Genomic DNA, 11,014 nt, shown 5'->3' on the forward strand with positions numbered 1-11,014 from the left:
GTCAAGCTCTCTGCTCGGGAGAAGCCGCCACGGACGCCCATCCCCGATCAAGAGCCTCCTGATTGCCATCAAAAAACGCTTTCTGAGCCCGATCATAGGCTTTTTCCGCTTCCAACAGATAGATCAGATACAAGCGAATGTATTCACGGCGGGTCATGCTCCGGGCGAGCGTCCGATGTTCCGATAGAGCCAGTAACTCACTGAAGCGTGCAGCCCTGAGCGCAGGATTGAACTCCACCATACGGGCACACTGCCAGATTAGCCCTTCTTTACCTTCCAGGTGCTCGATATGCTTTCGCGCATCCCTCAGCATCCGCTTCCGCATGACAATAAGGTCAAGGTAGGACGGGCGAGAAGTATAGATACGGCGAATGGCTGGCATCCCCATCAACAGAATGATCACGAACGCGCCGAAACCACCACCGGCAATCCAGGCGGGAATAAATCCCGTGAGACCGCTGAGAAAGATCACCGCAGCTAGCAGAGCACTGAATAACCACAAGTCCCGACTCCGCCTGGCCGTAGCCAGGGAATAATTATCCGGCCATTCAGACATTGCAAGAATATCAAAGTCCATCAACAGAACACGGTCGCATTGCTTCAGCATCAACCTCAACTTACGCTGCTGGGACTCCGCGAGGGCTTGCTCAATAGCCGCCGGATTCTCAGCGTCCGGGGCACTATTGTCGGGGGTCTCATCTGTGAGAGACGCATCGGCACTGCCGGCCCCGCCGTCCGTCTTGGGAACGGAACCAGCCGCGCTGCCTGGCCCGGGCGCTCGATCTCCAGACGTGCGAGTCAAGGCCGGTGACCGGGCAGGGACATTCAAGGCTCCGGCCGCCGGCACAGGGTCCGCCGCACGCCCTTGCCGCAGAACCGGCTCACCCGGAGCCAGATTCCCTTGTGCCTGCGCTGTTTGTCTGTTTTCCGCCATGTGCCCTCTACCAAAGACTCGTGAGTCTACTGCCCGCCTGGCAGGCGTTGCTGGATCACCCATAACTTGTGTATCGACTGCTTTCCAGGAACTTTAACCCCTTGGCATCATGAGAACAGCTCGCTATGCTTTGCCGGTATTTCGCCGGCCAGGTCCTGGCCGGCCCCACTATGAGGGTAGTCCATGTTCACAGGCATTGTTCAAGGCGTTGCCACCATTCAGGAAGTGTCCACGGCCCCCGGCCTGAACACCTACGCTATCCGACTCCCGGCGGAGCGGCTTGAAGGCGTGACTATTGGCGCTTCCGTCTCCATAAACGGAGCCTGCCTCACCGTCACCCGCCAGGAAGGTGATTGCCTGTATTTTGATGCCATGCAGGAAACCCTGAGACTGACCACACTGGGAAAGCTGAACCAGGGTGACCGAGTGAACTTTGAGCGGGCAGCACGCATTGGCGACGAAATCGGCGGCCACCTGCTTTCAGGCCACGTCCACACCACTGCAACCGTAACGTCCATTAAGCGGCCCGAGAACAACGTCACCATTGAGTTTGAGGTACCAGAGGCTTGGGCCAGGTACATCTTTCCCAAGGGCTATATCGCCATTAACGGCGCCAGCCTGACCATTGGAGAGGTAACCGGCAACCGCTTTAACGTCCACCTGATCCCGGAGACCCTGAGAGCCACCACGTTCGGCGATATTCAGGAAAGCGATGTGGTCAATATCGAGATCGATAGCCAGACGCAAACCATTGTGGACACCCTGGATAGGCTGGGTTACGACCGCCCTGCCCCCAATCATTGATGGCGAGCTGAAAACACCACGAATCTGGGGTCCGCCTGCAACTGGGTAACCACCGGAAAGTACCGTTTCAGACTGCGGTGATAACCAAGGTGCCGGTTACCCACCATCAGCAGCTGCCCATTGTTTTCCAGATGCCGGGCAGCCTGCTGGAACAAACGTAACGCGATGTGGTCACCCACCACGCCACCCTCGTGGAATGGTGGGTTAAGCAGGATAAGATCAAATTTTCCTGCGCCCTCCGGCACCCCGTCCCCATGACAGAAACGCGCATCAGCGGCCGACACAGCCCTGTCTGCATTGTGTTTCGCACTAATGACCGCCTGACTGGACACATCAGTGAATACCACATTGAGTGTCGGTTGCGCGCGCAATGCTGTCAGACCCAGCACCCCGTTACCGCAGGCGAGATCCAGCACCCGTGCTCCAGGTGCCAACGCGGCCGCCGCCTGGCGAACGTCGGGCAATAACAATCGGGTTCCGATATCCAGGCGCTCTCGTGCAAATACGGCCGGGAGGCCACTGACAAGGCAGTCACCATCATCCAGCGAGTACCCCTTCCATTGTTCCTGCCAGCCATCCAGCCCCTGGTCACCCGATCGACACACCACCACACGAGCTTTTTTACGGGCGGGACAGACCTGTTCCGTGCGGACAAGGTCATTGAACACTTCAACACTGCGGTCCGGCAAATGTTTGATCATACCGCCAGCAATCAGGATACCGTCCGAAGCAAGTACATCGTTTGACCAGCGCAGCAGCCAGCTCAGGTAATCCAGTTGTCGGGGAATCCGCATGACAATGACATCAAATGGCCCCTGCGGCGGTGCCAGCCAGCTCTGCGGGTCAGCCGCAGGACTCTCGCCATTAGCGCGCCCGTTCAGAGCCAGGGCTCCGGCCAGGCTGGCGCTGTCAGCCAGGGATACCGGGTGGAATCGACGGAGCGCCAATGTCAAAGCTCCAAACTGATCATCCACCACCAACACCCTCATGCCTGTGTTCTCTGGCATGTGGACAAACGCCTGCTCCAGCAACAACTCATCGGCAGCATCCCAGGCTCTCAAGGTGCGATCGGTGTTGCCCGGACGTTTAAGGGTCAGCTCGTCTTCGGGCGTTCGCAGGGTGTCACTTGTCATTTAAGGCACCAAATCAGACATGTTGATAATCCGGGCCCATTCTAGGCTGATTACTCTAGAAATTAACCCTAAAGTGGTTTCCAAGTTGAATTGAAACCGATCCAGATGAGAGACCCAATATGATCCGCGATTCCATCAAGAGCCGCTTTGAGTCCGTTCAGGCCGCAGGCAAGCGCCTTGAAGATCAGCTTCGCCCCCAGCTCGACAAAGCGTCCGCCGAACTGAAAAAGGTTCTGGCTAACATGGGCGCTGACGTATCTGAGCCGCGCAGCCTGTCTGAAGTGGTCAGCCAGATTCGCAGCAAAAACCCAACGTTCCGCGAACTCACATTGCGCCTCGACGTTGCGACCTACGACCTGCGTAAAAAACTGTGGTGGGACGCCAACATGATGACTGCCTATTTTACCGACAAGGCGGGCAAAACCTACCAGGCCGAGGTCAGACCCAAGCTGACCGAAGCCCGTAACCGCGCCGAATCTGAGGCCCGCCGCCTGATTGAGCAGGTACGTGACCTGGCTCCGAGCCGCACTGGCGGTGAGCAGGAATAAGCCTCCGAGCAAGATTGATTTCAGGTTGTCTCCCGTTCACTTGGACACAGCCTTTTTGCCCCTCACCCCAGGGGCTTTTTTTCGTCTGGAGAAAAGTGGTGTCGGTTAGCGGCGTTTCGCGGAATAAACGGTGAAACGTTTGTCTGACGCCAATCGGGTCACGGGCCCGATATATTTTGCAATCAGCGACTCGTATGGCAGAAAGCTGTTGGCCACCAGTCGTAACTCACCTCCCGGCTGCAAATGAACAGCCGCCTGCTGTAAAAAGCGCTCCGTCATAGAGGTATCTGTTCGCACACCGGCGTGAAATGGGGGATTGGTCACAATGGCACGATACTTCCGGGTGACACCAGCCAAACCGTCGGATGCCATAACATCCCCCAAAGCCCCGGCCTGGGCGTAAGTCGCCCTGGTACAAATCACCGCCTGGGATTGGACGTCCACTGCATCAATCGGGGACGGCTCAAGGCCTTGCGACCGTTGCCAACACTGAATCCAACTGCCAATCACACCGGCACCGCAGGCAAAATCCAGTGCATAGCCGCGGGTAAGTGGTTGCTCAACAAGGCTTTGCAGCAACATCGACGTGCCGTCATCCAGCTGCCCATCACTGAAAATGCCCGGCAAGCCAGCGACATCGACCCTCACACCCGCACACTCGACCGGGTGCCACTGCATCCAGGTGTCCAGATCAAAGCTCGTCACCGGCACGAATGACTCCGCCAGCCATACCTGACAATGACGGGCACTATCCACCTTGGCGGCATCCGGAGCCACAAGCTTCAATTGCTTGACCGCGCCGGCGATACCTTCGCGTTTCTCCCCAATCAGCACCAGCCTTGCGTCTTCGGCAGCCAGCCAGCGCGCCAGTTCCAGCCGGAATGTCAGCTCGGCGCGAGCTTTGGGCAGGAAAACCACCAGGGTATCTGCTCCGCCAGCTTCCAGGTTATCGTCGTCGTACCCATAAGCCAGTTGCCAGCCTTTGATCGCGGGCATCCGGGAAAACACGCCGGCATGGTCCGTCATCGCAACGCCACCACTGGGCAATTGAGATAACAAGGCGGCATCGGAGAGACCAATCAGGGTCAGGCGCCCCTTGATCAGGTCGCGATTTCTAAGCAGGGCCTCATGGGCGTTAGGTAATGCAGACATTGGTTTGGAACATCCCGAGCAGGTATACAGGCGGGATACTCTAACCGGAATCAGGTCCGGAGTCTCGGTTCACAGACTCCGGGTCCGGAGATATACGAGAAGTGGGGTCCTACTTGTACCGGGCAACAGTGCCAACTCGCAGGGCATCTTCTGGAGACATCCCCCAGTCTTCACGCTGTGCGGGCTTGCGGGGTTGTTCGCCTCTTCGATTAAAATCGACAGCAACCTCAGCGCTTTTTAGCTGGCTCAATGCTTCCAGAGCTTTTTGCATCAATTCTCGCATTGTTCACCTCCTGACTGACTACGGTACGAGTGTACCGAAACGTCCGCAGGCTATCTGTGATGACACCGAGGGTCAACAAGTGACCCCCGTCACGATTTTTTGACACAATTTGACGGTTTTCAGGCCATTTTTCGAGCGGCCAGTAAAAACCGAGAGCCTTGATGCAAAACTCAGCTGGTCACAGCGTCGCCATCCCCCTGGGAACTGTGCATGGTCGCCTGCGCCAGGTCGAGCAACTCCCGCAAGGCCACAGAGAACATAGCGTACTCCGGTTCACGGACCCCTTTCAGTTCCGTCAGCATGGTCTTCCAGCGACTGATCATGGCATCGTGGCGAGCCATCCAGTTGTCAACACAAACCGGCACATCATCCGGCTTGCCAGCCAGCTTGAGCACCCCGGTCGTCAACGCACGTTGCTGCCAGTCCAGGTCCTCCCGGAAACTCTCCCGCGCCAGGGCCTGCCAGTGAGATACCGGAACCAGCGCCGCAATCGCATTGGCAAACCAGCCCAGATCCAGTTTTTCGCCCAGATCATAGTAAAGTTTGGCAACGGTTTTCAGGGACATGCCTGTGGCTTCCCGACCCTCGATTATGCCTAAAGCGGAATACAGGTAACTGGTGCCGGACAGTACCGATGCCAACTCCTTCGGTAATCCCGCCTCCTTCAACTGGTTGAAGCGCTTGTCCCAATTGGCCCGCGCTTGCTCTCCCAGGTAATCCGGCAGGTCGGAGGTAATCTTCCAGACACCGTCGGCAAAACGCTCCATATGACTCTGGATACTGAGCTCGGCACGGCGGTTTCGCAGCAACCAACGTACCGAGCGGCGAATCAAACGCATCAGGTCATTCATCAGCTCCATCTGCAACGATGCGGGAATATGGAAGTCCAGGGATTCAATCTTGTCCCACCAGGTGTCCAGCCGGAACACGTCACGTGCAATGATCCATGCCAGGGCAATGGACGCGGGGTCGGCACCGGTTGACTGCGACAGGCGCTCCACAAACGTGATCCCCATGTGGTTGACCATGTCGTTGGCAATCTGGGTCGCAATGATTTCCCGCCGCAGCTGATGCTCACCCAACTCCTTTGAGAATTTCCGGGTCATCGCCTGGGGGAATACCTTGTACATCTCGCCCGCCAGCAATGGTTCATCCGGCAGGGAGCTATCAATCAACGCCTGTTTCAGGTCCCCCTTGACGTAGGATATCAGCACCGATAACTCGGGACGGGTCAGCCCCTTCTTGTCGAGTTTTCGCTCAGACAGCGTTTCATCGTCCGGAAGGAATTCAAGAGATCGATTGAGTTTGCCCTCACTTTCAAAGGTATTCATCAACCGACGGTACTCTTCCATCCGGGTACTGGCTTCCTCGCTGGCAATACTGATGGCCTGGGTCTGACGGTAGTTGTTCTTCAACACCAGGGCAGACACATCGTCAGTCATGTCCTCCAGCATGATGTTGCGTTGCTTGGACGTGAGATCGCCCATGGCCACGGCCTGGTTGAGCAGGATTTTCATGTTGACTTCGTGGTCAGAGCAATCGACACCACCGGAGTTGTCGATGAAATCCGTATTAAGGCGTCCGCCATTAAGAGCAAATTCAATGCGCCCAAGCTGGGTCATCCCCAGGTTGCCGCCTTCACCGACGACCTTGCAGCGAAGCTCGGTGCCGTTGATCCGCAATCCATCGTTGGCCTTGTCGCCCACATCGCCGTGGGATTCGCTTTTGCCTTTCACATAGGTGCCAATACCACCGATCCACAACAGATCCACTTGTGCCTTGAGGATATGCGTAATCAGCATGTTGGGAGGCACCCGGTCCGATTTGATACCCAACAGCTTCTTCATTTCCGGGCTCACCGGAATCGACTTGGCGCTGCGACTGAACACACCGCCGCCCTCTGAGATCAGCTTGCTGTCGTAGTCCATCCAGGAAGAACGGGGTAGTGCGAACAGCCGTTTGCGTTCGAGATAGCTCTTTTCAGTATCGGGCGTCGGATCGATAAAGATATGAACGTGGTTGAAAGCCGCCACCAGCCGGGTTTTCTCGGAGCACAGCAGCCCGTTACCGAACACGTCTCCACCCATATCACCGATACCAATGGCGGTAAATTCGTCCAGCGCCGGGTTAATGCCCATTTCTCGGAAATGGCGTTCAACGGAGACCCAGGCACCACGGGCGGTAATTCCCATTTTCTTGTGGTCGTATCCGTTGCTGCCGCCAGAGGCGAAGGCATCCCCCATCCAGAAACCATATTCATCGGACAACTCATTGGCGATGTCCGAGAACGTAGCAGTGCCTTTGTCGGCTGCAACGACCAGATAGTGGTCGTCATCATCGTGGCGGATAACCCGGTCAGGTGAATGAATTTCCCCTTCCAGCAAATTATCAGTGATGTCCAGCAGCCCCCGGACAAAGGTCTTGTAGGCTTCAATGCCTTCTGCCTGGAAGGCTTCCCGATCAGACGGATCCGGCAAACGCTTGGCGACGAAGCCCCCCTTCGCCCCCACAGGAACGATTACCGCATTCTTGACCTGCTGGGCTTTCACCAGGCCCAGGATCTCCGTGCGATAATCCTCGAACCGGTCCGACCAGCGCAGCCCACCGCGAGCCACCTTGCCGCCCCGCAAATGCACACCTTCCACCCGCGGGGAGTAAACGAAAATCTCAAACATCGGCAGCGGCAGCGGCATGTCCGGGATCCAGGTGGGATCAAACTTGACGCTGATGTAGGGCTTGTTCTTACCTTCGCCATCATGCTGGAAATAGTTGGTCCGCAGGGTTGCTTGCATCAGCTCCAGGTACAGCCGCAGCACGCGGTCTTCACTGAGGTTTTCAACGGAGTCCAGACCGGCATTGAACTCGATCTCGAGCTTTTGCTGGGCCGCCTTGCTCTTGCCCACGCTCTGATAGCGATCAGGATTGAAACGAACCTCGAAAAACTCCAGCAACGCCTGGGCCAGGTCCACATGATTGACCAGCGTATTCGAGATGAAGGTCTGACTATTGGAGAACCGGATCTGCCGCATATAACGCGCATAGGTCCGCAACAACGCAATCTGCCGCCAGCTCATGTACGACGCCAACAGCAACCGGTTAAAGGCATCGTTCTCCGCGTCGCCATACCAGACCCTGCGGAACAGGTCCTCGAAGATCGGACGGATCCGATGAATATCCACCACCTTGCCGCTGTACGCTTGCAAGGTGAAATCGTGAATCCACACCACCTTGCCATGCCGGTCATTGACTTCGAAGGGATGCTCCCCGATCACCCGAAAGCCCAGGTTGTCAAAAATAGGCATCACATCGGACAGGGGCAACGGCTCACCCGCATGGAACAGCTTGAAGTGGAGCGTATTTTCTTCCTCTTCCAGGGCCCGGTAGAAACTCATGCTCAACTGGCCGCCGGTGGCATCAGTGATATGTTCCAGGTCAATCGCCGCACGCCGCGGCGAAAACATATCCGTGTAGCTGGGCGGGAATCCGCCGGAATACAACCGGTACAGCTCATTGCCCTGCTCTTCGCCATACACTTCGTTGACCGCTTCCGCGAGCCCATCACGCCAGGACTGAGCCAGTTCAATTACCTTTTCGCGAATTTCGTTAATTGGAAGCTGGCGATTCTCAACCTGGGGAACTCGAATGGTGAACTGTACCCGCGCCAATACCGACTCGGAGAAATGCGTCACGAACTCTATGTCTTCGGCTTCCAGCCTGTCCAACAACACCTGCTCCACTTTCAGGCGCAGCTCCGTGTTGTAGATATCCCTCGGGAAGAAGGACAGGCAGGTCACGAACTGACCGTACACATCTTCCCGCATAAACAACTCGATGCGACGCCGCTCCTGGATGTAGAGGATGTTTTTGGCAACACCTACCAACTCCTGAGGCTCAATCTGGAACAGCTCATCCCGTGGATAGAGGGTAAGAATCTGCTCCAACTCCTTACCCGCGTAATCGTCCGCAAGGAAACCGGACTTTTTCATCACAGTATGGAACTTGCGCCGCAGCAGCGGGATTTCATCCGGGCGCTCGTTGTAGGCCCGGGACGTGTACAACCCCAGAAAACGACGCTCGCCGACGACCTCGCCCTTACTGTTGAATTTCTTGACGGCAATGTAGTCAGGGTAAGCCGGGCGATGGACACGGGATCGCTGCGCCGATTTGGCAAAAATGAAAATGTCATCGGTGCGGGTCATCTCGTGACGCGTCCGCTGGGGCAACTCGTTCAGCCGGACCTTGTCGGGGCGTTCGTTATTGACCCGTAGTATCCCCAGTTCCGAGTTCTCCACACGGCGAACCACCATTCCGCTTTTGTCTTTCGCAAAGTCGTATTCATCATATCCCAGGAAGGTGAATCGGTCGGACACCAGCCAGTTGAGAAAGGCCCGGGCTTCCTCCTTGTCCTCGTCACTGATACCCGCAGTTGTAGCATCCAGCTCGGATATAATTTCGTTCACCTTGCCGATCACCACCGGAAAATCTTCCACCGCTATCCTCACTTCATGGAGAATGGTCTGAAGGACATTTTCCAGCTCCCGCAAATCGGCCGGGTCGCTGTGACGATCAATTTCCAGAACGATGAATGCCTCATAATCCGAACCGGCGCTCGACTTCTTGGTGGAATGCAGTTTCCTCAGTTTGCCGTTTTCGTCACGATCCACACGCAGAATGGAATGCTGAATGGAATGGGTTCCAATTTCCCGCTGATTAATCGCAATGCGCAGCGAATCAATCAGAAATGGCATATTCGGGTGCAAAATGAATATGACGGTATGGGTAGACTGCCAGCCGTCACTCTCCAGGTCCGGATTGAACACCGCGACCGGCGTTTCCTCGGCCGAGCGCTTTTGCAGGAATTGCCAGGCTGCCAATATCGCGCCGTAGGTGTCGGAGAATCGTCGACTCACCAGTTCTTCCAAAGGGATATGAGCGTAATGCTGCCTGGCGAATTCACTTATTTTCTTTGCTTCCGTCTTCGCAATTTTTTGTATGAAAGCCTCAGCCAGCTGTTCAAAAAACTGTTCCTTGCTGGCAACCGTCAGCGCATTCATAGTCGACCTCAGATAGTGTGAAATAAACGTAATCAGGGTATCGTCACATAAGCATAGTCAAGCCCTTGATTTTTGCCGCTCAGATGCGAAAACTGCGGCAAATACCTAGGTTAAGAGCCGTCATACAGGAATCATCACTGCTCATGTCACTACAGCATACTTTCGGAGAGCTCCGGACTCAGTTAGCGAAAAGGATCATAGGCCAGGAAAAACTGGTGGATCGGTTACTGATTGCCTTGCTTGCCGACGGCCACTTGTTGGTGGAGGGTGCTCCGGGCCTTGCCAAGACGACTGCCATCAAGGCCCTGGCGGACCACCTTGAAGGGGACTTTCATCGCATCCAGTTCACCCCGGACCTGTTACCATCTGATGTGACCGGCAGTGAGATCTATCGTGCCGAAACCGGCCAGTTTGAATTTCAGAAGGGCCCGATTTTCCACAACCTGGTGCTTGCCGATGAAATCAATCGGGCGCCGGCCAAGGTACAGTCCGCCTTGCTGGAAGCCATGGGCGAACGGCAAGTCAGCGTCGGCATGCGGACCTTCCCCCTCGATCCGCTGTTCATGGTGATGGCCACCCAGAACCCCATTGAGCAGGAAGGCACCTACCCGCTCCCGGAAGCCCAGCTCGACCGTTTCCTGATGCACGTGGTGATTGACTACCCATCCGCCGATGCCGAAAAAGCTATCCTCCACCTGGCCCGCAACGACTATCGCCAGGGCCAGCCGGCTGCCACCATCCGCCTGAGCGCAGACCAGGTGTTTGAGGCGCGTCGGGATATAGCGGATATCTATATGGCGGAACCCGTAGAACAATATTTGCTGGCCCTGGTCCTGGCCACCCGCGACCCACAACAGCTTGACCCTGAGTTGGCGCGCTGGACCGCCTTCGGCGCCAGCCCCCGGGGCACCATCGCCCTGGACCGGTGCGCCCGCGCCCTGGCATGGCTTGAGGGCCGTGACTATGTCAGCCCGGATGATGTCCGCAACATCGCATTCGATGTACTCCGCCACCGGATTCTGCTGACCTTCGAGGCGGAAGCCGAAGGCATGACCGCCGATGCCGTGATTCAAAGACTGATTGATCATGTCCCTGTTGTTGCCTGA

At 56.4% G+C, this 11,014-nt stretch carries 8 protein-coding genes; 3 read left to right on the plus strand and 5 right to left on the minus strand.

Annotated elements, in window-relative coordinates; all coding sequences use genetic code 11:
- Window position 1: 1 nt before the first annotated feature.
- Window positions 2-934, minus strand: coding sequence for a hypothetical protein (locus MARLIPOL_RS00550; RefSeq protein WP_012136090.1), 933 nt, complete (start codon window positions 932-934; stop codon window positions 2-4).
- Window positions 935-1,117: 183 nt separating this feature from the next.
- Here MARLIPOL_RS00550 and MARLIPOL_RS00555 point away from each other — a divergent pair, with 183 nt between their 5' ends.
- Window positions 1,118-1,738, plus strand: coding sequence for a riboflavin synthase (locus tag MARLIPOL_RS00555; protein ID WP_012136091.1), 621 nt, complete (start codon window positions 1,118-1,120; stop codon window positions 1,736-1,738).
- Here MARLIPOL_RS00555 and MARLIPOL_RS00560 read toward each other — a convergent pair.
- Window positions 1,732-2,871 carry a class I SAM-dependent methyltransferase gene (locus MARLIPOL_RS00560; RefSeq protein ID WP_012136092.1) on the minus strand — a complete coding sequence of 380 codons (1,140 nt, stop codon included), beginning with the start codon at window positions 2,869-2,871 and terminating at the stop codon, window positions 1,732-1,734. The two genes, MARLIPOL_RS00555 and MARLIPOL_RS00560, sit on opposite strands and share 7 nt — an antisense overlap.
- Before the next feature lie 119 nt (window positions 2,872-2,990).
- Here MARLIPOL_RS00560 and MARLIPOL_RS00565 point away from each other — a divergent pair, with 119 nt between their 5' ends.
- Entirely contained in the window at window positions 2,991-3,419 is a 429-nt protein-coding gene (locus MARLIPOL_RS00565) for a hypothetical protein (protein ID WP_012136093.1), read from the plus strand.
- Window positions 3,420-3,524: 105 nt separating this feature from the next.
- On the opposite strand, the gene MARLIPOL_RS00570 is transcribed toward MARLIPOL_RS00565, so the two are convergent.
- The 3 genes from MARLIPOL_RS00570 to MARLIPOL_RS00575 all read right to left on the minus strand — a co-directional run bounded on the left by MARLIPOL_RS00570 (window position 3,525) and on the right by MARLIPOL_RS00575 (window position 9,908).
- A complete protein-coding gene (locus tag MARLIPOL_RS00570) occupies window positions 3,525-4,571 on the minus strand; it encodes a methyltransferase (RefSeq protein ID WP_012136094.1) in 1,047 nt (348 codons plus the stop codon).
- A 109-nt stretch (window positions 4,572-4,680) separates the two neighbouring features.
- Window positions 4,681-4,854 carry a hypothetical protein gene (locus MARLIPOL_RS18605; RefSeq protein WP_012136095.1) on the minus strand — a complete coding sequence of 58 codons (174 nt, stop codon included), beginning with the start codon at window positions 4,852-4,854 and terminating at the stop codon, window positions 4,681-4,683.
- A gap of 170 nt (window positions 4,855-5,024) precedes the next feature.
- Complete coding sequence (locus MARLIPOL_RS00575) at window positions 5,025-9,908, minus strand: NAD-glutamate dehydrogenase (RefSeq protein ID WP_012136096.1); 4,884 nt, start codon at window positions 9,906-9,908, stop codon at window positions 5,025-5,027.
- A gap of 143 nt (window positions 9,909-10,051) precedes the next feature.
- Between MARLIPOL_RS00575 and MARLIPOL_RS00580 the strand changes: the two genes are divergently transcribed.
- Complete coding sequence (locus MARLIPOL_RS00580; RefSeq protein WP_012136097.1) at window positions 10,052-11,014, plus strand: AAA family ATPase; 963 nt, start codon at window positions 10,052-10,054, stop codon at window positions 11,012-11,014.

This window comes from Marinobacter lipolyticus SM19 (assembly GCF_000397065.2).
Lineage (GTDB): Bacteria > Pseudomonadota > Gammaproteobacteria > Pseudomonadales > Oleiphilaceae > Marinobacter > Marinobacter lipolyticus.